20 protein-coding genes are annotated in these 23,010 nt (G+C 33.5%); 10 read left to right on the forward strand and 10 right to left on the reverse strand.

What is annotated here, in order from left to right; all coding sequences use genetic code 11:
• Positions 1 to 182: 182 nt before the first annotated feature.
• Entirely contained in the window at positions 183 to 896 is a 714-nt protein-coding gene (locus JC605_RS22400) for a LytTR family DNA-binding domain-containing protein (RefSeq protein ID WP_198858313.1), read from the forward strand.
• Positions 897 to 898: 2 nt separating this feature from the next.
• Here the strand turns inward: JC605_RS22400 and JC605_RS22405 are convergent, their stop codons facing one another.
• Both JC605_RS22405 and JC605_RS22410 read right to left on the reverse strand, forming a co-directional pair.
• Complete coding sequence (locus tag JC605_RS22405) at positions 899 to 1,834, reverse strand: DUF6268 family outer membrane beta-barrel protein (RefSeq protein WP_198858314.1); 936 nt, start codon at positions 1,832 to 1,834, stop codon at positions 899 to 901.
• Positions 1,835 to 2,000: 166 nt separating this feature from the next.
• Positions 2,001 to 2,519: a hypothetical protein gene (locus JC605_RS22410; protein WP_198858315.1), complete on the reverse strand. Its 519-nt coding sequence runs from the start codon at positions 2,517 to 2,519 to the stop codon at positions 2,001 to 2,003.
• A 190-nt stretch (positions 2,520 to 2,709) separates the two neighbouring features.
• On the opposite strand from JC605_RS22410, the gene JC605_RS22415 reads away from it, so the two are divergent.
• The 3 genes from JC605_RS22415 to JC605_RS22425 all read left to right on the forward strand — a co-directional run bounded on the left by JC605_RS22415 (position 2,710) and on the right by JC605_RS22425 (position 6,405).
• Positions 2,710 to 4,095 (forward strand): MATE family efflux transporter, encoded by a 1,386-nt coding sequence (locus JC605_RS22415; RefSeq protein WP_198858316.1) that lies wholly within the window; start codon positions 2,710 to 2,712, stop codon positions 4,093 to 4,095.
• 108 nt (positions 4,096 to 4,203) lie between these two features.
• Complete coding sequence (locus JC605_RS22420) at positions 4,204 to 4,431, forward strand: hypothetical protein (RefSeq protein WP_008468034.1); 228 nt, start codon at positions 4,204 to 4,206, stop codon at positions 4,429 to 4,431.
• Positions 4,432 to 4,467: 36 nt separating this feature from the next.
• On the forward strand, positions 4,468 to 6,405 hold the full coding sequence (locus JC605_RS22425) for an LTA synthase family protein (protein ID WP_198858317.1): 1,938 nt from the start codon (positions 4,468 to 4,470) through the stop codon (positions 6,403 to 6,405).
• 125 nt (positions 6,406 to 6,530) lie between these two features.
• Here JC605_RS22425 and meaB read toward each other — a convergent pair whose 3' ends face one another.
• The 3 genes from meaB to JC605_RS22440 all read right to left on the reverse strand — a co-directional run bounded on the left by meaB (position 6,531) and on the right by JC605_RS22440 (position 8,978).
• Positions 6,531 to 7,625 (reverse strand): methylmalonyl Co-A mutase-associated GTPase MeaB, encoded by a 1,095-nt coding sequence (gene meaB, locus JC605_RS22430; RefSeq protein WP_198858318.1) that lies wholly within the window; start codon positions 7,623 to 7,625, stop codon positions 6,531 to 6,533.
• Between the two features lie 245 nt (positions 7,626 to 7,870).
• A complete protein-coding gene (locus tag JC605_RS22435; protein WP_177212378.1) occupies positions 7,871 to 8,512 on the reverse strand; it encodes an NAD(P)-dependent oxidoreductase in 642 nt (213 codons plus the stop codon).
• Positions 8,513 to 8,570: 58 nt separating this feature from the next.
• The gene (locus tag JC605_RS22440) at positions 8,571 to 8,978 is read right to left on the reverse strand and encodes an Rrf2 family transcriptional regulator (RefSeq protein WP_113679775.1); all 408 of its coding nucleotides are present in this window, start codon (positions 8,976 to 8,978) and stop codon (positions 8,571 to 8,573) included.
• A gap of 254 nt (positions 8,979 to 9,232) precedes the next feature.
• Here JC605_RS22440 and JC605_RS22445 point away from each other — a divergent pair, with 254 nt between their 5' ends.
• On the forward strand, positions 9,233 to 10,144 hold the full coding sequence (locus JC605_RS22445) for an AEC family transporter (RefSeq protein ID WP_198858319.1): 912 nt from the start codon (positions 9,233 to 9,235) through the stop codon (positions 10,142 to 10,144).
• Positions 10,145 to 10,256: 112 nt separating this feature from the next.
• Complete coding sequence (locus JC605_RS22450) at positions 10,257 to 10,895, forward strand: peroxiredoxin (protein ID WP_198858320.1); 639 nt, start codon at positions 10,257 to 10,259, stop codon at positions 10,893 to 10,895.
• 187 nt (positions 10,896 to 11,082) lie between these two features.
• Here JC605_RS22450 and JC605_RS22455 read toward each other — a convergent pair whose 3' ends face one another.
• The 4 genes from JC605_RS22455 to JC605_RS22470 form a co-directional block, all read right to left on the reverse strand.
• Entirely contained in the window at positions 11,083 to 13,320 is a 2,238-nt protein-coding gene (locus tag JC605_RS22455; RefSeq protein ID WP_198858321.1) for a cation:proton antiporter, read from the reverse strand.
• Positions 13,321 to 13,534: 214 nt separating this feature from the next.
• Positions 13,535 to 14,881 (reverse strand): adenylosuccinate lyase, encoded by a 1,347-nt coding sequence (purB, locus tag JC605_RS22460; RefSeq protein ID WP_198858322.1) that lies wholly within the window; start codon positions 14,879 to 14,881, stop codon positions 13,535 to 13,537.
• A gap of 69 nt (positions 14,882 to 14,950) precedes the next feature.
• Positions 14,951 to 15,643: a sterol desaturase family protein gene (locus tag JC605_RS22465; RefSeq protein ID WP_198858323.1), complete on the reverse strand. Its 693-nt coding sequence runs from the start codon at positions 15,641 to 15,643 to the stop codon at positions 14,951 to 14,953.
• A complete protein-coding gene (locus JC605_RS22470) occupies positions 15,640 to 16,341 on the reverse strand; it encodes an NAD-dependent deacylase (protein ID WP_198858324.1) in 702 nt (233 codons plus the stop codon). The genes JC605_RS22465 and JC605_RS22470 overlap by 4 nt, the downstream gene beginning before the upstream one ends.
• 141 nt (positions 16,342 to 16,482) lie before the next feature.
• On the opposite strand from JC605_RS22470, the gene cysC reads away from it, so the two are divergent.
• The 4 genes from cysC (at position 16,483) to JC605_RS22490 (ending at position 19,421) form a co-directional block, all read left to right on the forward strand.
• Entirely contained in the window at positions 16,483 to 17,034 is a 552-nt protein-coding gene (cysC, locus tag JC605_RS22475; protein WP_370569086.1) for an adenylyl-sulfate kinase, read from the forward strand.
• A gap of 4 nt (positions 17,035 to 17,038) precedes the next feature.
• Positions 17,039 to 17,728 (forward strand): aspartyl/asparaginyl beta-hydroxylase domain-containing protein, encoded by a 690-nt coding sequence (locus JC605_RS22480; RefSeq protein ID WP_198858326.1) that lies wholly within the window; start codon positions 17,039 to 17,041, stop codon positions 17,726 to 17,728.
• A gap of 1 nt (position 17,729) precedes the next feature.
• The gene (locus tag JC605_RS22485; protein WP_198858327.1) at positions 17,730 to 18,695 is read left to right on the forward strand and encodes a sulfotransferase family protein; all 966 of its coding nucleotides are present in this window, start codon (positions 17,730 to 17,732) and stop codon (positions 18,693 to 18,695) included.
• A gap of 63 nt (positions 18,696 to 18,758) precedes the next feature.
• The gene (locus JC605_RS22490) at positions 18,759 to 19,421 is read left to right on the forward strand and encodes an RNA methyltransferase (protein WP_198858328.1); all 663 of its coding nucleotides are present in this window, start codon (positions 18,759 to 18,761) and stop codon (positions 19,419 to 19,421) included.
• Between the two features lie 156 nt (positions 19,422 to 19,577).
• Here JC605_RS22490 and secA read toward each other — a convergent pair whose 3' ends face one another.
• On the reverse strand, positions 19,578 to 22,922 hold the full coding sequence (gene secA / locus JC605_RS22495; RefSeq protein WP_198858329.1) for a preprotein translocase subunit SecA: 3,345 nt from the start codon (positions 22,920 to 22,922) through the stop codon (positions 19,578 to 19,580).
• Between the last annotated feature and the right edge of the window lie 88 nt (positions 22,923 to 23,010).

Consider the following 23,010-nt stretch of genomic DNA (forward strand, 5'->3'; position numbering starts at 1 on the left):
GCATCCGTTATAAAAATTAAAACTTTGCGAACTTTGTGTATCCCGATAGCTATCGGGATTGCGCTCTTTGCGGTTAAATTTTTTGCCACAGATTATCAGATTAAAAGGATTTCAAAAAAATCTGCTAAATCTGCGGGAAACAAAAAAACATTAAACATTAAACCTGAAACAAAAACAATATTATGAACATGAAATGTCTCGTTATAGATGATGAACCTATCGCAAGAAACGGAATCGTAGACTTTATTTCTAAAATTGATTTTCTAGAAGTTGCCGGTACTTGCGCTTCGGCATTAGAAGCAACTTCTTATCTTCAGGAAAAGCAAATCGATTTGATGTTTCTGGATATCAATATGCCATATCTTACAGGACTGGAGTTTTTGGAATCATTAGAAAAACCGCCTTTGGTAATTTTCACAACAGCCTACTCAGAACATGCTTTAGATGGGTATCGTTTGCAGGTTGTAGATTATTTATTAAAACCTATTACGTTTCAACGTTTTTATCAAGCTTCTTTAAAAGCTAAGCAATGGCATCAAATGATTAACTCTCCAAAGCAAAATCAATTGGATCCATTTTTATATGTACGTCAGGAAGAAGGATTTCAGAAAATTTCTTGGGTAGACATTTTATATATAGAAGGAATGCAGAATTATGCTAAACTTCATTTTAAAGATAAGGTTCTTGTTATTCATCAGACCATGATTTCATTAGAAGAAACACTTCCCGCAGAAATTTTCTTTAGAATCCATAAATCTTTTCTTGTCAATATTACCCACATAGATTCTGTTTCCGGCGGACGATTATTTATAAAAGGACAAGAACTACCCATTTCAAGAACGCGCCGAGAAGCATTGCTGAAAGAGGTAGTTTATAAAAATTTATTGAGTAGGTAGGTCTAGAATTTCCATTTTAGAGCTAATGCTCCGTAAAAAGTTGTTGTGAATCTTGGATCGGCTATATCTTTCTCTTTAAAAATATCCTTAATCTTTCTATTCGTAGTAGAGAAATTACGAACTAGAGTGGTTCCTGCGGTAGGTTCCAGAGTCCAATGTTCGCCAAACTTAAGCTGTGGTCGTAAACCGGCAATAATTTGCTGATAACCCAATAACGAAGATTTATTTCCAATCTTGGTTTCGGCCGTCATACCGCTTAATTCTCCGACGAGTTTTAAATCAAAATTGTCATTCATGCGGTAACCTAATTCTACGCCTTCAGGAAAAGCAACTTTAAAATGCAGAGCTCCTCTGGATTCCCAATTAAAATAAATTCCAGGAAGTACCATTGGTACACCAAAACTATTGGTTAAAACTGGCCCTACACCCAAAGCCAGATTCGGGTTAAATTGTTTAATAAAAAGTACTCCACCTTGCATTAGGACATCATCTTTGTTAATCTCTACCATGTCTGTATAAATGCCCACCGAAGCAATGATAAATAACGACCAAGAAGAAGAAATAGATCGAATGTGCTTAATACCAATTTGAGTGTTTAGTAATTCATTCGGAAATCCGCCTTGAAACTCTGGTGGAAGATCTTGAATATTGTAGTTTCTGTTTTCCATTTTGGCATAACTTCCATTTACAATAACAGACCAAAGTCTAGGATGATCGTATTTGTCCATTTTTAAAGAAAGCGGTATTTCAAAAGCAATCTGCGCTCTTTTAAAATTGCTTTCGGCATCTGTTTTTGTACTGTCTATTGGTCGCACATATTTAGAAAAAGGAACGTAATCGACTTTAAATTCACCTGAAATTCCCGATTGAGATCGTGCAGCGAGAGTAGCCAATAAAAAAAGAAAAAGCTGCGAGAGATAAAAAACTGTTTTGTTCATGATTTGATTAATTTTTCTGCGAATTACCGCGATCTAAATCAATCCTAAAAAATCATTTGACTAATGGCATTTTTGTTTTGACCAATGGTAAAAAATAAAAAAACCGACAGACTCTTCAGACTGTCGGTTTTTTACCAAAAACAAAATAATAAATTAAACCTATTTTTTATAGTTTAAAACCATAAGCAACACGCAATGCTACCTGATTGGTTCTAAAATCATGATAATCTTCGTAACGAACACTTAAGTCAATGTACTTGTTGGCATAACCAATACCGGGAGCCCATAAAAAAGTTGTTTTATCGTAACCATTTGTTACTGCAAAACCAGCACCAAGTTCTCCTAAAACATAAAATTGATCTTTTAAAACAAACGCTTTAAAACCTGCTTTTGCGGGAATAAAACCAAGATCTTTTACGTTATTTCCAAGTTCATCTTTTCCCATAAATAAATTTGTAAATCCCGTTGTTAAGGTTAATGATGTTTTTTTAGAAAGATCGTACTGTAGACGTACATCTCCACCAAGAGACCAGTCATAATCGTTATCAGTAGGAAGTCCTCCATTTAATCCGACTCCTAATCTAAAACCCTGATCGTAATTTTCTACTCCGCTATCTTGAGCAAAAGTTGTGTTGGCAAATAAAAACGTGAACGCAGCTAGGCATAACATCTGTAATTTTTTCATGGCTTATATTTTTGAAATTTCTATAATGTAAAATTATATGCAAGGCATTTGGAGTTTGTTATACAATTTTTAAAAATCGTTACATAATATTGAGTCCGTCTTATTTTTGTCTTAAAATTGGGATATATTTTTATTGATAGGATAGAATTCGAAGCTTCTGACTATCTTTGCCGACTAAAATTGATTACAAGTGAATTTAAAGCAGTACACCAAAGAGTTTTCGTATAATTTAAGACTAGCATATCCCGTAATTTTGGGTATGGTCGGACATACTTTAATTGGTATTGTCGATAATATAATGGTTGGCAAAATAGGAAGCACAGAATTGGCCGCGGTTTCGCTTGGAAACAGTATGATCTTTATTGCAATGTCTTTAGGAATTGGATTCTCTACAGCCATTACGCCAATTGTGGCCGAAGGCGATGCAGAAAAAAACGATACTAAAATTAGATCTGCTTTTCATCATGGTTTATTTCTATGTACAATTCTCGGTTTAGTGCTTTTTACCGTAATTATGTTTGCTAAACCAATTATGGAGTTGTTGAAACAGCCAGCAGATGTTATTGTTCTTGCAAAACCATATTTGGGTTGGGTTGCTTTTTCTTTAATTCCGTTGGTAATGTATCAAGGATATAAGCAATTTGCAGACGGAATGTCATTAACCAAATATTCTATGTATGCTATGGTTATGGCAAATGTGCTTCATGTTGGAATTAATTATGTTTTGATTTATGGAATCTGGATTTTTCCAAAAATGGGAATTATTGGTGCAGCACTTGGTACCGTGATTTCGAGAATATTTTTGGTCATGTTCATGCATATTATGCTTTCAAGAAGAGACGATCTAAAACGCTTTTTTAAAGGTTTCAGTTTTAATGAAATTAAAAAGGCAACAATAGAAAAGATTATAAGCATCGGATTTCCTTCTGCAATGCAAATGCTTTTTGAAGTAGTTTTGTTTACAGCTTCGATCTGGCTTTGCGGAAATATCGGAAAAACAAGTCAGGCAGCAAATCAGATTGCGTTGAGCCTCGCTTCTATGACTTTTATGTTTGCCATGGGATTAAGTGTAACTTCGATGGTTCGTGTCAGCAATCAAAGAGGTTTAATGGATTATAAAAAGCTAATTGTTGTAGCACGTTCTATTTTCCTGCTTGCTATAATCTTAGAAACAATTTTTGCAATTTTCTTTATTATTTTCCACGATTATCTGCCTTATATTTTCTTAAATATGGAAAATACAGGACAGGTTTTAGACAACGAAGAAGTGATCGGAATTGCCTCAAAATTACTTTTAATTGCAGCGATTTTCCAGATTTCTGACGGAATTCAGGTTGTAGTTTTAGGTGCTTTACGCGGATTACAAGATGTAAAAGTGCCAATGTACATTACCTTTGTAGCTTATTGGGTTATTGGTTTCCCTATTTCGTACTATTTAGGAGAACACACCGAATTGAAAGCGCAGGGAGTTTGGATCGGACTTTTGGCAGGTTTAACCGCAGCGGCGATTTGTTTGTATATTCGTTTTCATTACCTAACAAAGAGATTAATTATCGATTCAGATCTAAATAACTAAATTTGAATAAAAATAAGTCAAAGATTATAAAGTATAAAATCAGGAGAAATCCTTTTAATTCTTTTAATCTGTGACTAAAAAAATAACCATTAAAAAAAATAAATAGATATGGAATTACCTAAATTTTTACTTGGAGATAATACCGATTTTCCAGACGATATTTTTATCATTCACCTAGATTACCCAAGATTCATTATCAATTTGAAAGATGATGAGGTTGAGTTTTTGGAAGAACCGGAAGATCTTGACGAAGCTGAATTAAACGCCGAAATGGAGAGTTTAATCGAAAAAGCTAATGAGTTTTATGACAGAGAAATTAACCGTTACGAAGAGTAATCTATTTTCTAATCTTACGTTCTTATACTATTTTTAATGAAAAATTTACGTTTTTTAAAACCTATTTTCAGTTTTATATTAATCGGATTATTGATTACCACTTTAAGCCGAATCTTTTTGTTTTTTCTTTTTAAAGAAAGAGTAGTGCAGACGCCAGATTTCTGGTATATTTTTCCAATCGGATTACGAATGGATTTAATATTACTGTGTTATTTGTCATTTTTGCCAGCAGTTCTAATTACTTTTCTGCCAAATAAATGGATAAAATTCACCAACAAATTTCTGGTAATTTATAGTTTTCTATTTCTGTTTTTAATTCTTTTTGTAGAATTAGCTTCTCCAGATTTTGTAAAGCAATATGATACACGTCCGAATAAGATTTTCTTAGATTATCTTATTTATCCAAAAGAAGTGGTTGGAATGCTTTTAAAAAGTTATCTGACTTCAATCATTGTGACTTTTCTAATTCTTGGTGTTGTACTGTATTTGGCTTTCAAAAAAGGGAAACAATTATTTTATACCACAAGTACAGAATATAAATTCAAATTAATGGTGTTTCCATTAGTTGCTTTTTTATTGTTTTTCGGAGCACGTTCAAGTCTTACTTCAAAACGTCCTATTAATGCTAGTAATGCTGTTTTCTCAACAGATCAGCTTACAAATACGTTGGGATTAAATTCATTTTATACCGTTGCTTTTGCCGCGTATTCAATCAAAAATGAGGGAAATACTAAAATGTATGGTAAAATGGATGAAGCCGAAGCCATTGCTCGTGTAAAAAAATACATGATCGCAGGTCCAAGTGATTTTAGCGATAAAGACATTCCGTTTTTGCATGTACAGCAACCAGATTCTGTTATGAAAAAGCCATATAACTTGGTGATATTTTTACAGGAAAGTTTAGGAGCAGAATATGTTGGAATTTTGGGAGGAAAACCATTAACTCCAGAATTTGATAAATTGTCTAAAGAAGGATTATTGTTCACCAATTTGTATTGCACAGGAACCAGAAGTGTTCGCGGAATTGAAGCAGTTGTGACTGGATTTTTACCTTCGCCATCAGAAAGTGTAGTGAAGCTTGGAAACTCACAGCAAGGATTTTTTACACTTGCCGATGCTTTAAAACAAAAAGGCTACGATACAAGTTTCATTTATGGTGGAATGGCAAACTTTGACAATATGGCTTCGTTCTTTAACGGAAATGGTTTCACAGACATCGTAGACCAAACTGATTTTGAGTCTGATGGAAATAAATATGCTTTCAAAGGAACTTGGGGTTATTCTGATGAAGATTTGGTTACAAAAGCCAATCAGTATTTCAAATCAAAAGGAGATAAACCATTTTTCTCTTTAATGTTCTCGACTTCAAATCACGAACCATTTGAATATCCGGCTGGAAGAATTAAGCCTTACGATAAAAAGCCTAATACGGTAAATAATGCCATGAAATATGCCGATTTCTCAATTGGGAAATTCTTTGAAATGGCAAAGAAAGAACCGTACTTTAAAAACACGATTTTCATTGTAATTGCTGACCATAACACAAGAACTTATGGAAAAAATTTAGTGCCAATAAACAAATTCCACATTCCAGCATTTATTATGGGGCCAGGAGTTCCAAAAGGAGCTGTTTATGATAGATTGGCAAGTCAGATTGATATTCCGCCAACATTGTTAAGCTACTTAGGACTTCCGTTTGAAACGCCAATGGTTGGTAGAAACTTAAGCAAATTGGATCCAAAAGTACAAGGAAGATCTATTATGCAGTTTAATGATATCAATGCATTTAGAGTTGAAAATCAGGTTGTAATTATGCAGCCAAATTTAAAACCTTTGCAGTTCGAAATTAAAAATGATACAACTTTAATTCCTGTAAAACTAAACGAAGATTTAGCAAAAGATGCTTTAGCGCATGTAATTACAGCAGGGAATCTTTATAAGGAAAATAAATATAAGCTTAGAGCTAAGAAATAAAGATGCTAAGGTACTAAGTTGCTAAGCTTCTAAGTTTTGTCACATTGAGCGAAGTCGAAATGCTATATAGTTCTTGACTCCGCTCGACCAGACAAGAAACCTTAGTAACTTAGCAACTTAGTATCTTAGAACCTTTTTTTAAAATACAATTTTAACAACTCAGAAGCAGCTGCAAAAGATGAAATCTCATTGTTTTGCACTGCTTTTTTGCTTTCTTCTAAAAGGGAAATGATTTCTGGCTGATTATAGAAATTCTGTTTCAATTGTTCGTTGATGGTTTCCATCATCCAGAAATGATTTTGTTCATTTCTTTTTTCTTGAAAAAATCCTGTTTCTTTCGTCATTTCAAAATAATCAGAAATCGTATTCCAAACTTCACGAATTCCATCTTTTGTTAGAGAACTGCAAGTAGTAACTTTAGGTTGCCAGTTCGATTTTTTTGGAGGGAATAAATGCAAAGCGCGATTAAACTCCAATTTCGCCTGATTTGCTTTTTTTATATTATCACCGTCCGCTTTGTTAATGACAATTGCATCTGCCATTTCCATAATACCGCGTTTAATGCCTTGAAGTTCGTCGCCTGCGCCAGAAATTTTCAATAGCAAAAAGAAATCGACCATACTATGAACGGCAGTTTCACTTTGGCCAACACCAACTGTTTCGATAATAATAGTATCAAAACCAGCGGCTTCACAAAGAATAATGGTTTCTCGAGTTTTGCGCGCTACACCTCCTAAAGTTTCACCTGAAGCACTTGGACGAATAAAAGCATTTTCGTCTTTAACCAATTCTTCCATTCGGGTTTTATCACCGAGAATACTTCCATGAGAAAGCGAACTGCTTGGATCGACTGCTAGAACCGCTACTTTTTTTCCTAATTGTGTCAAATGTTTTCCAAAAGCTTCAATAAAAGTGCTTTTTCCAACTCCAGGAACACCTGTAATTCCAATTCGAACTGATTTATTGGCATGAGCTAAACAGCCTTGAATTACTTCGCTTGCTTTTTCAAAATGATCAGGATTGGTGCTTTCTATTAAAGTAATGGCACGACTTAAAGAAGTTCTATTTCCTTCTAAAATGCCATTAATTAATTCTTGAGAAGTAGGTTGTTGTCTGCGTTTGCTTTTAATTTGATTTATAGCCGAAATATTGGTGATTTCGGGAGGTGAAATTCCAGCTTTTTCAGAGATGCTGCCAGTTTGTTTATTAGAATTTGACAAAACGCACTTTTTAGAAATGTAAAAGTACAGAAAACAAAAACAGTTTCAAAAAGTTAGTTTGCCACGAATTACACGAATTTACACTAATTTGTTATTCTCAAAATGAGTAAAAAAAAGTTTGCCACGAATTACACAAATTTTCATTAATTTTTATTCAAAATAAGCAAAAGAATAATTCGTGGAAATTTGTGTAATTCGTGGCAAAAAAACTGAGAATCTTAGTACCTCAGAATCTTAGAAACTTTTTAGTAACCAGCTGTAAAGCGTACTTGGTGATGTTTAGGAGTCTCTACTTCGTCAGCAATAACAACGGCTAAATCTTCTACAGAAAGAATGCTTCTTTGTTCATCGTTAAAAACAGGATTTTCTAAACCTAAACGATATTTTCCAGTTCTTCCTGTTTTAGTTCCAGCATGCATTTCGAAAGCTGGACTAAAGAATGCCCAATCTAAATCTTTTTCTTCTTTAATAATGTTTAAATAATGTCTTGCTGCGTTTGCGCCAGGGAAGATCTCTTTTGGAAAATCTGGAGTATCAACTGCCTGTAAATCTGGAGCAACATATAAACTTCCTGCACCACCAATAGTGATAAAACGTTTTACTCCCGATTTTTTAACTGCTTCTTGAATAGCTTTAGAACCAGCTAAAAAGTCATCATAAATATTTGGATTTGTCCATCCAGGGTTATAAGCATTAACCACAGCATCGTGACCTTTTAAGATTTCTGCCAAAGCATCAACATTAAAAATATCTGCAGCAACCCAAGTAGCGTTTGGGGTGTCTTTTGGAGTTCTTGCAATAGCAGTGATTTCATGTTTTCTATCTGCTAATTCGTTTAAAATTGCTGAGCCAACAAATCCTGTAGCTCCGATAAGTGCGATTTTCATAATATATAAATTTATTTAGTAATAAAAAATGTTACAGTTTTGGATAAAAAAATAGTTTTTAAAATTGATTCGAAAAATCTTCCAATGAAATGCCTTCAAGCTGTGCGCTCACTTTCTGATTCATTTCGCTATATAAATTCTCCAAATGCTGATTGATGTTTTTTCCAACAGGACAATCAGGATTTGGCTGATTTTTAGCAAAACCTAAACCAATCGTTTCAAAAGTCATTTCGAATATTTGTTTTAAAGTCAGTTCAGCAGCGTTTACTGCCAATTTTGTCCCGCCATTTTTTCCTTCTTTACTTTCTACGATATGATGTGCTTTTAAGTTGGCAATTTCTTTTCTTACCAATACTGGATTAAGATTAATACTTCCCGCAATAAACTCCGATGACAAATAATCATTTGGGAATTTATGGAGCAAAGTAAGAATGTGAATCGTTATGGCAAATTTACCTGAAATCATACTGTAATAAAATATGTTACAAATTTACATGTTTTTGCAACACAAAGTACTAATTTAACTAATTTTTGGTAAAAACAGATTACTAGAATGTAAAAAGTGATTGTTAATTATTTGAAAGTGAATGGTTTTTGGTGTAGTGTTATAGGTTTAACAAAAGAAAATCAATAGTTGTGATTCCTTTAAAAGGGTTAATTACTATTTTCTTTTCACTTTTCACAAAATGGAAATAACTATTTTTGCTGTAATCTTATTATATGAACAACTTTATTTTAATATTTCTCTTTCTTTCGTTAGGTCTAGTTTTACAACAAGTAAAACAATTTCCTACTCATATTTATAAGACGCTTAATAAAATTGTTATTTATTTCTGCCTTCCTGCCATTACTTTATATCATATTCCGAAAATAAAATGGAGTAGTGAATTACTGTTTCCGATAGGTGCGGGGTGGATTACTTATATTTTGGCTTTTCTATTTTTTCATTTTTTAGGAAGAAGAAATGGATGGTCAAATAAATTGATAGGATGTTTGATTCTAACGGCAGGATTAAGCAACAGTTCTTTTCTTGGTTATCCAATTATAGAAGCTTTGTATGGAAAGAAAGGTTTAGAAACTGCCGTTTTGGTAGATCAGCCAGGAACTTTTGTAGTGGTTTCAACTCTTGGTGTTTTTACGGCTGCTTTTTATTCTAAAGGAAGCCCGAATGCATTAGGGATTTTCAAAAAGATTATTTTATTCCCGCCTTTTATCATGTTCGTTTTGGCATGTTTGATGAATATTTTTGATTATCATTTAAATGACAATTTTGAATCTATTCTGCTAAAAATAGGAAGTTTGGTAACACCTTTAGCTTTGCTTTCGGTTGGCTTGCAATTAACTTTTGATCGAAAAAGCCAACATTGGAAATTTTTACGTCTAGGACTTTTCTTTAAACTGCTTTTAATTCCTTTTGTCATTTTTGTATTGTATGTTTTTATTTTCAATCAGCATTCTGAAGTAATAAAAATTACCATCATGGAAACGGCAATGGCACCCATGATTACAGGTGCAATCTTGGCTTCAACATACGGATTAAAACCAAAACTGAGTAGTATGATGATTGGTTTTGGAATTCCGATTTCCTTTGTAACACTTGCTTTTTGGTACTTTGTTCTCGCTTTTATTTAGCAGTAAAATACTAATTATATCGACAAAGTAGAATTTTAACTTTTTTTAAGAAAATCAATGTTTTCTATATGCTTTTTTTGGTTAATTTTAGAGGAACTAAAAAAGATAAATTATGTCAACATTAAGATTAGGCGATATAGCACCAGATTTTCATGCAGAAACGACGCAAGGACCAATTAACTTTCACGAATGGTTAGGAGATTCTTGGGGTGTTTTATTTTCGCATCCAGCAGATTTTACTCCGGTTTGTACTACTGAATTAGGAACTGTAGCGAACTATGTTCCAGAATTCAAAAAAAGAAATACTAAGGTTATTGCTTTGAGTGTAGATGGCCTAGAGTCTCATAAAGAATGGATTAAAGATATCAACGAAACTCAAAATACAGAAGTGAATTTCCCAATCATTGCAGATGAGGATAAAAAAGTAGCAAATCTGTACGACATGCTTCATCCAAATGCAAGTGACAAGTTTACAGTTCGTTCTGTTTTTGTTATCGGACCAGATAAAAAAATCAAATTAACGCTGACTTATCCAGCTTCTACAGGAAGAAATTTTGACGAATTACTTCGTGTAATTGACAGTTTACAATTGACTGCAAATTATAGTGTTGCAACTCCTGCAAACTGGAAAGATGGAGAAGATGTAGTTATTGCGCCAGCAATTCCAGACAGTGATATTCCAGCTAAATTCCCAAAAGGACATACACCAATCAAACCTTATTTGCGTTTGACACCGCAGCCGAATAAATAGTTTTTTTGAGGTTCTAAGATACTAAGGTGCTAAGGTTCTAAGTTTTTGCTTTGAATTTTAGCATTTTTTATTTTGCCAAACGTAATAAAAACACAAAGCGCTGAGATTTTCGATTTATGAAAATTTCAACGCTTTATATATAAAAGCTTAGAACCTTAGCACCTTAGTATCTTAGTATCTCAGAACCTTACTTCGCTGCCAACAAAGCATTCATTTTTTTCTTATCCCCCACAACCCAGAGAATGTCATTTTTTTCTAAGATTAAACTAGATTCTGGATTTAGAATACGATTTCCGTTTCTTTCAATTCCTACGACCATTCCGTCTGTTTTGGCTCTAAATTGTCCGATGCTTTTTTGAATGAATTCGTCTTGAGAAACTTCAAGTTGACGTAAAACAATATCGGTTTCTTCTACTTTTGCAGGTGGTTCTGTTTCGTTTTGAGTTAAGAATTTTGTGAATTCTGCAATTTGAGCGTCGGTTCCAATTACGCAAATTTCATCGCCAGGAAATAAACGTTCGGTTTTGGTAGGAATCGGAATAGTGACTTCTCCTCGTTTAATGTAAGCGATATTAATTCCCAACTGCTCACGAATTTTAAGCTCTTGTAAAGTCTGACCAACTAAATTGGATTCTTTTTTAATTTCAAAGAAAGACATGTGTCCGTCCCAAGGCATTAAATTAGCATATCTTCTGTCGATCTTTTTATTTTCACGATCGTTGAAGTTTTTCAAAAAGTGATTTTCAATTTTATGATATTGCTCGTTTAATTTTTTAGGGAAAATTTGATAAGCCCCAATGGCAATAATCAATGCTACAAAAGCAACCAAAGGAGAGAAAAAGATATTTAATAAAAACCCGACAAAGAACAAGCCAAGGCTCATTCTGATTAAGATAAGCATTAAAAGTGCGCCACGATATTTTCGCTCTTCCCAAAGAGCTTCAACTTCATCTACTTTTACACGACGAAGCGAAAGCGCCCACAAAAACGGTGCAATTGCAACTAAAGTCAGTAAAGCCGCCAAAGTATTTCCGAATCTTGTATCTGCAACCAATGGTGCAACAAATTTTGATGACAATAAAATAATTGCTGTAATAATAATGGTGTGAAGAATAATTTGTGTGATCGAAGAACGAAGTACAATCTGCCAAGTGCTTACAGATTTGATGGCTTGCGCATTCACACTATATCGGTTAATGTTTTTAACCCATTTTTTAGGCATTTTTGACTCTAGAAAGAAGGCAAAACGCTCTGAATATTTAATTAAGAATGGAGTAGTAAAAGTGGTAATTGCAGATACGGCAACAATAATAGGGTATAAGAAATCACTTGTAACTTTTAAAGTCATTCCAAGAGTGGCAATAATAAAAGAAAACTCTCCAATTTGTGCCAAACTCATTCCCGTTTGAACAGATTGTTTTAACGGCTGGCCAGAAATTAAAGCTCCGATAGAAGAACTGAATGCTTTTCCGAATATGGTTAACAAAGTGATTATAGCAACAGGAAGCGCATAATTTACCAATGTTACAGGATTAATTAACATCCCAACAGATACAAAGAAAACGGCTCCAAAAAAATCTTTTACGGGCTGAATTAAATGTTCAATTTTTTCAGCCATCGTCGTTTCAGCAATAATAGATCCCATAATAAAAGCACCTAATGCAGGAGAAAAACCAACATTTGAAGCAAAAATTACCATCATTAAACATAGTGCCAATGAGATAATCAGCAACATTTCATCAGTTAATAGATGTTTTGCTTTTTTAAAGATTGTCGGAATAATAAATATTCCTCCTAAGAACCATATGATTAAGAAGAAAATAAGTTTTAAAACAGATTGCAGTAATGCTGTTCCTGAAACCTGGTCGCTTACCGCAATAGTAGATAATAAAACCAACATTAAAATGGCAACAATATCTTCTACAATTAAAGCTCCGAAAACAATTCCAACGAATTTTTTCCCTTTAACTCCTAATTCATCAAAAGCTCTGATAATAATAGTTGTGGACGAAATAGAAAGTGTTGCTCCCAAGAAAATACTATCCATTTTTCCCCAGCCCATCCACTGTCCTACGCAATAACCAATTATGGTCATAAACATAATTTGCGTTATGGCCGTGACAGACGAAGTCCCTCCAACTTTCATTAGTTTTTTAAAGCTGAATTCGAGTCCTAAACTGAAAAGCAAAAATATCACCCCGATTTCGGCCCAAACTTCGACACTTTTCATGTCGGTTATTGATGGGAAAAAATCAAAATGGTTTCCAGCCAAAAAACCTGCAATCAGGTAGCCTAAAACCAAAGGTTGTTTCAATCTTCTAAATAATAGAACGGCAATTCCGGCAGTCATTAGGATTAAACCTAAATCACTAATTAAAGGTTGTAAGTGGTGTGTAGTTTCAGCAGCGGCGCTTAGTGCAATCATATGTGGCATTTTGGTTTTCGGTGAGCTTGATCCAGCTTTTCACTTAAAGTTTTTTGTTCAACTCTTGCTTTCTGAACAAAAGGCTTTTTTTGTGTAATTCACTGAACTCCAACGAAAATAAAGCTAAGTGAAGTAATCTGGACTACTCCGAGTTAAATAAAAAAAGCTATCTCGATAAAGATAGCTTTTTTTGGTAAAATATTTGGTGTTTTTCTTAAATTCCTGTGTAGTTGCTAGGCGTTATTGCTAATAATTCTGCTCTAACAGCGTCTGAAACTTCTAAAGTTGCAATGAAGTTATGAATTGCATTTTTGTCAATTGCTTCGTTGGTTCTAGTCAAACCTTTTAGAGCTTCATATGGATTTGGATAAGCTTCACGACGTAAAATTGTTTGGATAGCTTCTGCTACAACTGCCCAGTTTTTCTCTAAATCTTCAGCAAATTTACCTTCGTTTAAAAGTAATTTATTTAAACCTTTCAAAGTCGCTTCAAAAGCAATAATAGTATGTCCAAAAGGAACACCAACATTACGTAAAACAGTACTGTCAGTTAAATCACGCTGTAATCTTGAAACTGGTAATTTAGCAGCCAAATGTTCAAAAATAGCATTTGCAATTCCTAAATTTCCTTCAGAGTTTTCAAAATCAATTGGATTCACTTTATGTGGCATTGCAGATGAACCAATTTCTCCAGCTTTGATTTTTTGTTTGAAATAATCCATTGAAACATACGTCCAGATATCACGATCTAAATCGATGATAATAGTGTTGATTCTTTTTAAAGCATCAAAGAAAGCAGCAAAATGATCGTAATGCTCAATTTGTGTTGTTGGGAATGAATGTTTTAAACCAAGATCTGTTTCAACAAATTTATTTCCGAATTGTTTCCAGTCAATTTGTGGGTATGCTACGTGGTGTGCATTAAAGTTTCCTGTTGCTCCGCCAAATTTAGCTGCAAACGGAATATTGAATAACAAACGCATTTGCTCTTCTAAACGCTCAACAAATACCAAAATCTCTTTTCCTAAACGAGTAGGAGAAGCTGGTTGTCCGTGTGTACGCGCTAACATCGGGATGTCTTTCCATTCAACGCTTAATTCTTTTAATTTTGCAATTACAGCAATTAAGGTTGGCATATAAACTTGCTCAAACGCTTCTTTTGTAGAAAGCGGAATAGCAGTGTTGTTAATATCTTGAGACGTTAATCCGAAGTGAATGAACTCTTTGTATTGAGATAAACCTAATTTTTCAAAAGCATCTTTAATAAAGTATTCAACCGCTTTTACGTCGTGATTGGTTACTTTCTCTGTTTCTTTAATCCAAAGCGCATCTTCTGTTGAGAAGTTTTTGTAAATGTTTCTCAAGCTTTCAAATAAGCTAGAATCAATACCTTTCAACTGAGGCAACGGAATTTGGCATAACGCAATGAAGTATTCCACTTCAACCAAAACGCGGTATTTTATTAAAGCTTCTTCAGAGAAGAAAGGTGCTAAATTTTGAGTTTTATTTCTATATCTTCCATCAATTGGAGATATAGCATTCAATTCGTTTAGAGTAGTCATTGTGATGTTGTTTTTTCGAAAGGTGCAAATATAAGCTATTGTTAAAACTTCTGAAAGCTATATTCGTGCTTAAATTATGGTTTTAAAAATTTTATCCCAGATTGTGAAGTAAAAACCGTAGTTGCGAGATTCATTTTTATGATGATCATTATGAAATTTCGTAGTAGAAATCCATTTTGTAAAGTAATTGCTGTACCAGAAAGAGGGAAATATGTCTTTTTTTAAATGTCCAAATATTCCATAAGAAAGATTTAGAATCAAATAAATAATGATGCTCAGATAATTAAACTTCAAAATCGTAATTAAAAACAGCCAAATAAATCCAAAACCTAAAGTTTCAATAGGATGTAGAACATACAAACTGTAAACATTGGTTTCTACATGTGTATGATGCAGCTTATGAATTGGATACATCCATTTTAAGTGATGAACTAGAAAATGAAAAATAAACATGAAAAAATCCATTAAAAGAATCAATAAAAGAGTATCAAAAATGATAAGTTGAATAGATGCCGAAAAATCTATTATCAGGATTCCATAGCGATACAATTCAAATCCTATTAAAGTTATAAATGTATTACAGATCAATGTAGAAAGCACCCATTTTCGATCTTTATTCTTTAAAAAAGTGTTTTCTGGTTCCAGAATTTTTCCAATTAAAACAGATAATCCAACTAACACTGCATTTTCTACTAAAAAGAAAACAAAGAGCCAGAAGATATTGAATTGAGTTAATTGCTGTAACCAGCTTTCAAAAATCATGTTGTTTTTTCTAAGGTCAATAATTTTTCTCTCATATCGGCAACCCCTTCAGAAGCAAATTTTGCAATTGTTTCGACTTTATTTCGAAGATTCGGAATCGCAATTGGTTTTGGATCAATATAAAAAACAGGAGTTGTACTTGGTGTATAAGCGATTAATCCAGCTGCTGGATAAACTTGCAGTGAAGTCCCGATTACAGCAAAATAATCTGCAGTTTCGGTTATGTCAATTGCTTCTTCGAGCGCAGGAACTTCTTCGCCAAACCAAACAATATGCGGACGTAGTTGATTTCCGTTTGTATCTAAATCTCCTGTATGCAAATCTTCAGTCCAATCTAAAATTAGATTTTTATTCTGCGTACTTCTAACTTTTAATAATTCGCCATGCAAATGTAAAACGTTTGTGCTTCCTGCACGCTCATGAAGATCGTCAACATTTTGAGTGATAATTTGTACGTCGAAATCTTTTTCCAATTCAGCCAAAATTATGTGACCCAAATTCGGATTTACTTCTTTTAACTGCTGGCGTCTTTTATTATAAAAATCCAGCACCAATTCCTGATTTTTGTACCAGCCTTCTGGAGTGGCAACTTCCATTACATCATGTCCTTCCCATAATCCATCGCTGTCACGAAAAGTTTTAATTCCGCTTTCGGCGCTAATTCCTGCTCCTGTTAAAACAACAAGTTTCTTTTTCATTTTTGTTTATTAAAAGATAAAAATAGTGATTTCTATCTTTAAAAACTTAAGAAATAGCAAGGATTGGCGATTCTTTTTACAAGAAAATAATCCGTATTTATACTCTTTGTCTCTCATTATGAATTACTTATTTTTAATGATGTGTTTGAAAAAAGTGATGTTAAAATGATTTTAATTCAATTTACAGGTTTATCTGGTTCTGGAAAAACGACGTTGGCAGAAAATGTCAGACATCTTTTGCTTCAAAATAATTATGAAGCCGAAATTGTAGATGGCGATATTTACCGACAAACAATTTGTAAAGATTTAGGATTTTCTAAAGAAGATCGTTGCGAAAATGTTAGACGTCTTTTTAATGTTGGCCGAAGTTTGATCGACGAAAATAAAATCGTTTTGATGTCGGTTATAAATCCGTATGAAAACCTTAGAAATGAATTAAGGTCTTTTGAATTTGTTAAAACAGTATTTCTGGATTGCGCCATTACTAGTTTGATCGAAAGAGATCCGAAAGGATTATACAGGAGAGCATTATTGCCCGATAATGATCAAAATAAAATTAGAAGTTTTACAGGAATAAGTGATGTTTTTGAAATTCCTATAAAAGCAGATTTAGTATTAAAAACAGATGCAGAAACAGTTTCGGTTTCTACCAATAAACTCTACCATTTTATACTTAGCAATTTAAATTCTTAAGATTATGAATCCTTCTTCCTGCCAACTTCCTATATCTTTTTCTGTAGATAAACTGCAAAATGATTTATGGGTTTGCGAAAAAAATCTGTGGACACCACATTTTAATACCAATCGATATGAAGGAAATTGGACAAGTGTTTCTTTGCGATCGCAATCGGGATTAGAAAATGATATTCTTTCTTTTCCGAATGAAGAATATAAGAATACGCCTTTGCTTGACGATTGTTTTTATTTTAAGGAAATAATGGATTGGTTTCAATGCGAAAAAGAAGCCGTGAGATTATTAAGACTCGGACCTCAAAGTGAAATTAAAGAGCACGTAGATAATGATACTTCTTATGAAGATGGTTTTTTTAGGATTCATATTCCTATTATTACCAATCCTGAAGTTTATTTTTATGTAGATCATAAATTGGTTCCAATGAAAATGGGAGAGTGCTGGTACGCTAATTTTCAATTGCCACATAGTGTGCAGAACAAAAGCACAGAGCCTAGAATTCATTTAACATTAGATTGTATAAGAAATGAATGGTCTGATCTATTGTTTTCTAAAATGGGTTTTGATTTGAATTATGTGTCGAAATATGAATATTCAGAAGAGGTAAAACGACAAATTATAGCAGAGCTTTCTAGAAACCCGTCAGAAACTAATACTAAGATTATTGCCGAACTTCAATCGCAAATGAACTCATAAAATGGAAAATGTAAAAGACCTTATTTCGAATTGGATTCCAGCTAAATTGATTGAAAATGATAATCAGGTTTATTTCGAATGGCTTTATTTAGCAGACGTGCCTTTTATCGATCCTTTTTTTGATGAAACTATTGCGAAATGCCAAAGTCATAGTTATAATTCGAAGCAATTTAAATTTATAAGTACAATACAAAATAGTATTGATTGGTCTAAAGAATTAGATTTTGTTGAGTTAAAAGGATTTGTTTTTCATGTATCAAGATGCGGATCTACTATGTTGAGTCAGTCTCTTGCAACTTCTTCTGAAAATATAATGGTTTCTGAAGCCTCTATAATCGATCAGATTCTAAGAACTGACGCTTTTGATGAGGATACTAAAACGCTTTTACTGAAATCAGTTTTGAAATTCTTAGGTCAGAAAAGATTTCCCGAACAAAAACATTTAATTATAAAACTAGATGCTTGGAGTGTTTTTAAAAGTTCATATTTAAGATCTATTTTTCCTGAGACTCCTTTTGCATTATTGTATCGAAATCCAGGAGAAGTTTTAAGATCTCATCAAAAGATGGCGGGCATGCATATGGTTCCTAATATAATTCCGTTAAGTGTTTTTGGAATTACTTCGGCGGAAAATGAAAAATTAAGCTTTCGGCAATATCAAGTTTTGGTTTTAGAAAAATATTTTCAAAGTTTTCTAGATTTTTATGAAATAGACCAAAATGTAATAATGCTGAATTATAATGATGGAATGAAAAATGTTATAGAACGATTTATAACTTTTATTAATGTCGATTATTCTGAGAACGAACTAAATGTGATGTTGGAACGTCTTAAAAGACATTCTAAAAATGAAAGTGCAGTTTTTAATGGAGATTCGTATAAAGATGATGTTTTGTCTACTAATTTATCTCAGCTCAACATTTTGCACGAAAAGCTTAATGCCAATTTGATTGAAGATTTTAGCTGACTGAAAATAAGGAGAAGACTTCTTTCTCTTTTATTTATTATTTTTGCGCCAAACATAAATAAAATGATTGATTTAGATTACCTCGCATTCTTAGAAAATATATTGACAGAAAATAGAAAAGCTAATTTTTTAAAAGTACTAGAAAATAGAACAAAACATTTTACAGTTGCAGTAGAAGATGTTTATCAGATGCACAATACAAGCGCCGTGATGCGAAGCTGTGAAGTTTTTGGAATTCAGGAATTAAATGTAATTGAGCAGCGTTTTGGAAAAAGAATCGACAAAGAAATTGCTTTAGGCGCGCAAAAATGGGTTGATATTAATCGATTTGATTCGGTTTCTGGATGCCTTTCTGATCTTAAAAGCAAAGGATATCAAATTATTGCCACAACTCCACACGAAAAAGATTGTATGTTGGAAGATTTTGATATTACAAAACCAAGCGCATTATTCTTCGGAACAGAAAAAGAAGGTTTGTCAAAAGAAATTATGGACAACGCAGATGGTTTCTTAAAAATACCGATGGTTGGTTTTACAGAAAGTTTAAATATTTCGGTTTCGGCAGCGATTATTATTCAAAGCTTAACAAACAGACTTAGAAGATCTAATATTGATTGGAAATTGACTGATGAAGAAATTTTAGTAAAACGTTTGCTTTGGGCGAAAAACTCTATAAAAGATATTAAACGAATTGAAGAACGTTATTATCAAGATAATCCGAGATAATTTGTTTGCCACGAATTACACGAATTCTCACTAATTTTTCGGAAATAATTAAAAAGTAATTCGTGAAAATTCGTGTAATTCGTGGCAAAATAGAAAAATAAAAAAATCCCCGACTACGTTTGTAATCGGGGATTTTATATTTAGATTGGATTCTTATTAGTTAATTAAAACCCAAGTTCCAGCTGCGATTAAAGCTTCAGCTTTTTTATACTTCATTGTTTCTGTTTTACCAGTAGCAATTTCTTGAACTACAACAGTATCGTTTCTGTTGATTTTTGGCATATCTCTAACGATAGTTTCAGTAACTTGACGCTGTTGAGTTTCTCCAGCTTCACGGTTCATACTTTCGCTATTTGGAATTTCGTCTTTACTTAATTGTAAATTTTCTTTTGGACGTGCCACTTCTCTTGCTTCGTGAATTTCAGGAACATTTTGAGCTGGTAAATCACCTTTGAATAAGAATGAAATTACTTCTTTGTTAACGTTATCCAACATTCCTCTGAACAAGTTGAAAGCTTCTAATTTGTAGATAAGCAATGGATCTTTTTGCTCGTGAACAGCCAATTGAACAGATTGTTTCAATTCGTCCATTTTACGCAAGTGTTTCTTCCAAGCTTCATCAACAATAGAAAGAGTGATGTTTTTCTCGAAATCAGCAATCAATTGAGCACCTTCGCTATCGTAAGCTTTTTTCAAGTCAGTTACAACATTTAAAGTTTTGATTCCGTCTGTAAATGGAACTACAATTCTTTCGAAATGGTTGTTTGGTTCTTCGTAAACTCCTTTAATAATTGGGAAAGCTTCTCTTGCACTTCTTTCTGTTTTTTCAGTATAGAATGCTAAAGCTTCTTTGTATACTTTTCCAGTAATTTCGATATCTGATAATTTTGTGAAATCAGCTTCAGAAATTGGAGATGTGATTCCGAAATAACGAATTAAATCAAACTCATATCCTTTGAAATCATTTGTAACTTTATTGTTGCTTACAATTAATTCGCAAGTATCATAAAGCATATTAGCAATATCTAGTTTCAAACGCTCTCCAAACAATGCGTGACGACGACGTTTGTAAACTACTTCACGTTGAGAGTTCATTACGTCATCATATTCTAATAAACGTTTACGAACACCAAAGTTGTTTTCTTCTACTTTTTTCTGAGCACGTTCGATAGATTTAGTCATCATAGAATGTTGGATAACTTCACCTTCTTTCAATCCCATTCTGTCCATTACTTTCGCAACTCTTTCAGAACCGAATAAACGCATTAAGTTATCTTCAAGAGAAACGTAGAATTGAGAACTTCCCGGATCTCCTTGACGACCAGAACGACCGCGTAACTGTCTGTCTACACGACGAGAATCATGACGCTCTGTACCAACGATTGCTAAACCTCCCGCAGCTTTTACTTCTGGAGATAATTTAATATCGGTACCACGACCAGCCATGTTTGTTGCAATTGTTACAACTCCAGCTTTACCAGCCTCTTCAACGATTTGTGCTTCTTGCTTGTGCATTTTAGCATTCAATACGTTATGAGTGATTCCTCTCATTTTAAGCATACGGCTTAATAATTCTGAAATCTCTACAGAAGTTGTTCCGATCAATACTGGTCTTCCTGCTTGAGATAATTCTGTAACATCTTCGATTACAGCGTTAAATTTCTCACGTGTTGTTTTGTAGATATAATCTTCTTTATCAATTCTTGCAATTCCACGGTTTGTCGGAATTTCAACAACATCTAATTTGTAGATCTGCCATAACTCTCCTGCTTCTGTAACAGCTGTACCAGTCATACCAGCCAGTTTGTTGTACATTCTGAAATAGTTCTGTAATGTAACTGTTGCAAAAGTTTGAGTTGCAGCTTCGATTTTTACGTTTTCTTTAGCTTCAATCGCTTGGTGAAGACCGTCAGAGTAACGACGTCCGTCCATGATACGACCAGTTTGCTCATCGACAATCATAATTTTGTTGTCCATGATAACGTACTCTACGTCTTTTTCGAATAAAGCGTAAGCTTTTAAAAGTTGAGTAAGAGTGTGGATACGCTCGCTTTTTACACCAAAGTCTTGGAATAATCTTTCTTTAGCTTCAGCTTCAGCGTCTTTGTCTAATTTTTGTTTTTCAATCGCAGCGATTTCTGTTCCAATGTCTGGTAAAACGAAGAAATCTGCATCAGTATCTCCAGAAAGGTATTTAATACCGTTATCTGTCAATTCTACCTGATTGTTTTTTTCTTCAATCACAAAATACAAAGCTTCGTCAACTTTGTGCATTTCGCGATTGTTATCTTGCATGTATTGATTTTCAGTTTTTTGAAGCAATTGTTTAATTCCTTCTTCACTTAAAAATTTAATTAATGCTTTATTTTTAGGTAAACTTCTGTAAGCTCTCAATAATTGGAAACCTCCGTCTTTAGTATTACCTTCTTTGATTAATTTTTTAGCTTCTGCCAAGAAACCATTTGCTAACTGACGTTGTTGTGCAACTAAGTTTTCAATTTTTGGTTTCAATTCGTTGAATTCATGACGATCTCCTTGAGGAACTGGTCCAGAAATGATAAGCGGAGTTCTAGCATCATCAATTAATACAGAGTCAACCTCGTCGACAATTGCAAAATTGTGTTTTCTCTGCACTAAATCGCTTGGCGAGTGCGCCATATTATCTCTTAAGTAGTCAAAACCAAACTCATTGTTAGTTCCGTAAGTGATATCAGCGTCGTATGCTTTCTTTCTTTGTTCTGTACTTGGTTGGTGATTGTCGATACAATCTACAGATAAACCGTGGAATTCGAATAAAGGAGCTTTCCAAGTACTATCACGTTTTGCTAAGTAGTCATTCACTGTAACTAAGTGAACTCCGTTTCCAGTTAAAGCATTTAAGTAAAGAGGAAGTGTAGCAACCAAAGTTTTACCTTCTCCCGTTTGCATTTCGGCAACTTTACCTTCGTGTAATACCATACCACCAATTAACTGAACATCGTAGTGAATCATGTCCCAAGTGATATCTTTTCCAGCAGCATTCCATTTGTTTGCCCAGATCGCTTTTTCGCCATCAATGGTAATGTATGATTTTGTTGCTGAGAATTCGCGGTCTTTTGCAGTTGCAGTAACCTCAATGTGAGAGTTTTCTTTAAAACGACGAGCCGTTTCTTTTACTACAGAAAACGCTTCTGGAAGAATTTCCAATAAAGTTTTTTCAGAGATTTCATAAGCCTCTTTTTCAAGAGCGTCTATTGCATCATAAATGTCTTCTCTTTTATCGATGTCTTCGATGTTTTCTACTTCTGCTTTCAAAGAAGCAATTTTAGCATCTTTATCAGCTCTAGCTTCTTTAATTCTATCTTTAAAATAAACGGTTCTTCCTCTTAGTTCGTCGTTTGATAGACTCATTAAAGGAGCTTCGAATGTTTTAATTTTGTTTAAGTAAGGTTGTAAAGCTTTGACATCTTTTTGCGACTTATCGCCGACAAAGACTTTAATAATACTGTTTATGAAACTCATGATTTATTGTATTTCTTTATTATATAATATGTATTTGAACCAAAAAAAAAGTCTCTATGATGAGAGACTTTTTTCTTTGGTTTATTTT

It is taken from the genome of Flavobacterium sp. IB48 (assembly GCF_016405855.1).
Lineage (GTDB): Bacteria > Bacteroidota > Bacteroidia > Flavobacteriales > Flavobacteriaceae > Flavobacterium > Flavobacterium ginsengisoli.

Coding starts and splice junctions, on each gene's coding strand:
- JC605_RS22425 (WP_198858317.1), top strand. CDS start 4,468: ATGAAAAATTTACGTTTTTTAAAACCTATTTTCAGTTTTATATTAATC.
- JC605_RS22445 (WP_198858319.1), top strand. CDS start 9,233: ATGAACAACTTTATTTTAATATTTCTCTTTCTTTCGTTAGGTCTAGTT.
- JC605_RS22470 (WP_198858324.1), bottom strand. CDS start 16,341: ATGAAAAAGAAACTTGTTGTTTTAACAGGAGCAGGAATTAGCGCCGAA.
- secA (WP_198858329.1), bottom strand. CDS start 22,922: ATGAGTTTCATAAACAGTATTATTAAAGTCTTTGTCGGCGATAAGTCG.
- JC605_RS22450 (WP_198858320.1), top strand. CDS start 10,257: ATGTCAACATTAAGATTAGGCGATATAGCACCAGATTTTCATGCAGAA.
- JC605_RS22480 (WP_198858326.1), top strand. CDS start 17,039: ATGAATCCTTCTTCCTGCCAACTTCCTATATCTTTTTCTGTAGATAAA.
- JC605_RS22485 (WP_198858327.1), top strand. CDS start 17,730: ATGGAAAATGTAAAAGACCTTATTTCGAATTGGATTCCAGCTAAATTG.
- JC605_RS22440 (WP_113679775.1), bottom strand. CDS start 8,978: ATGATTTCAGGTAAATTTGCCATAACGATTCACATTCTTACTTTGCTC.
- JC605_RS22490 (WP_198858328.1), top strand. CDS start 18,759: ATGATTGATTTAGATTACCTCGCATTCTTAGAAAATATATTGACAGAA.
- purB (WP_198858322.1), bottom strand. CDS start 14,881: ATGACTACTCTAAACGAATTGAATGCTATATCTCCAATTGATGGAAGA.
- JC605_RS22420 (WP_008468034.1), top strand. CDS start 4,204: ATGGAATTACCTAAATTTTTACTTGGAGATAATACCGATTTTCCAGAC.
- JC605_RS22455 (WP_198858321.1), bottom strand. CDS start 13,320: ATGATTGCACTAAGCGCCGCTGCTGAAACTACACACCACTTACAACCT.
- JC605_RS22410 (WP_198858315.1), bottom strand. CDS start 2,519: ATGAAAAAATTACAGATGTTATGCCTAGCTGCGTTCACGTTTTTATTT.
- JC605_RS22400 (WP_198858313.1), top strand. CDS start 183: ATGAACATGAAATGTCTCGTTATAGATGATGAACCTATCGCAAGAAAC.
- JC605_RS22405 (WP_198858314.1), bottom strand. CDS start 1,834: ATGAACAAAACAGTTTTTTATCTCTCGCAGCTTTTTCTTTTTTTATTG.
- JC605_RS22465 (WP_198858323.1), bottom strand. CDS start 15,643: ATGATTTTTGAAAGCTGGTTACAGCAATTAACTCAATTCAATATCTTC.
- JC605_RS22435 (WP_177212378.1), bottom strand. CDS start 8,512: ATGAAAATCGCACTTATCGGAGCTACAGGATTTGTTGGCTCAGCAATT.